Below are 1463 nucleotides of genomic sequence, written 5' to 3'. Positions count from 1 at the left end.
CAGCGATGCTGAATCACTGCCTGTCGTCATAGCCCGATTCCTCAGCCTCTTGGAACTCTTCCGGCAGGGTCGGGTCGCTCTTGAGCAAGCTGCCGCACTCGGCGACCTGCACATTCGCTGGATCGAGCTCGACGACGACGTTGACCAGATCATCATCGATAGCGAGTTTGACGATTCAGGGCAGCCCGTGGTCGCCAAAGTTGGCGCGAGTGCTCCATCACCCGAGACAGAAATGCAGGCAGAGAATGGCTGATAACCGACTGACGAACGAGTCCACGCTGACTGACGTGACGGTGACTGACGTGACGTTCGGTGGATCCGACCACGACGATCCCGCTGTGGATTCCTCCGCCACTGCACTGCCCACGGACACTGCACTGCCCACGGAAACTGCACTGTCCACCGACACGGGCGACTCAGTGATCGATGTCCGCGACCCGGTGGCTGTACAGATCTCCGACGAGCAGTGCGCAGCCGGGCTGGAAGCGCTGCTGATGGTCACCGATCAGCCCATCACTGCGCTGGAGTTGGCGGCAGCGCTGGAGGCGCCGGTCACGCAGGTCGAAGAGACGTTGGACCGGCTTGCCGCCGAGTACCTCGAGCAGGGCCGCGGCTTTGAGTTGCGAAACGTCGCGGAGGGTTGGCGCTTCTACTCAGCAGCAAGTTGCGCCGACATCGTGGCGAAGTACGCGACCGAAGGGCGCTCGGCCAGACTCACCCACGCCGCTCTGGAGACACTCGCCGTGGTTGCGTACAAACAACCCGTTAGCCGCGCCAGGATCGGAGCGATCCGGGGTGTCAGCGTTGATGGCGTCATGCGGACTCTGATCGCACGCGGGCTTGTCGTCGAAATGGAAACCGATCCGCATACCGGAGCGATCCTCTACGGAACGACGTCCTTCTTCCTGGAACGAATGGGTCTGCAGTCGGTCTCGCAGTTGCCCCCGATCGAGGATCATCTGCCAGACCTTGCGGTGCTCGACGAGCTGATCGGACCGTCGCTCTAGTGGCGATCGTGAAGCGCGCGAGCTCGCCTCGCCCATCGTGACCACTCCGGCGGACGAAGGGGTTCGGCTGCAGAAGGTACTCGCAGCGGCCGGGTTCGGTAGCCGACGCAAATGCGAACTCCTCATCAGCTCCGGGCGCGTCAGCGTGGATGGGCAGATTGCTGACGAACTCGGCACGCGGGTCCACCCTGATCAAGTTGTCATCCGAGTGGACGATCAACGGATTGCCGTTCCGGCGGGCAACCTCGTGGTTGCGTTGAACAAGCCGCTGGGGGTCATTACCGCGATGGAAGACGACCGAGGGCGTCCATGCGTGGGGGACCTCATCGACAGCGACGTTCGCGTGTTTCACGTTGGTCGCCTCGATGCGGACACCGAGGGCCTGCTCCTGCTGACCAATGACGGCGAATTGGGTCACCGGTTGACGCACCCCACGTACGGCGTTGACAAGACGTA

General features: G+C 62.6%; 3 protein-coding genes. All 3 read left to right on the top strand.

All coding sequences use genetic code 11. The features are described from left to right. A partial coding sequence (locus KAZ48_10585; protein ID MBP7973238.1) for a hypothetical protein occupies positions 1–253 on the top strand: 253 nt, incomplete at its 5' end. Next, a complete protein-coding gene (gene scpB, locus KAZ48_10580; protein ID MBP7973237.1) occupies positions 246–1007 on the top strand; it encodes an SMC-Scp complex subunit ScpB in 762 nt (253 codons plus the stop codon). The genes KAZ48_10585 and scpB, both read left to right, overlap by 8 nt. A gap of 34 nt (positions 1008–1041) precedes the next feature. Beyond that, positions 1042–1463, top strand: a 422-nt coding sequence (locus KAZ48_10575; protein ID MBP7973236.1) for an rRNA pseudouridine synthase, incomplete at its 3' end; no start/stop codon positions are given.

The organism is Candidatus Nanopelagicales bacterium (assembly GCA_018003655.1).
GTDB lineage: Bacteria > Actinomycetota > Actinomycetes > S36-B12 > UBA10799 > JAGNDY01.
The sequence above is the reverse complement of the archived record's forward strand: the minus strand, read 5'-3'. Positions and strand labels throughout refer to the sequence as shown.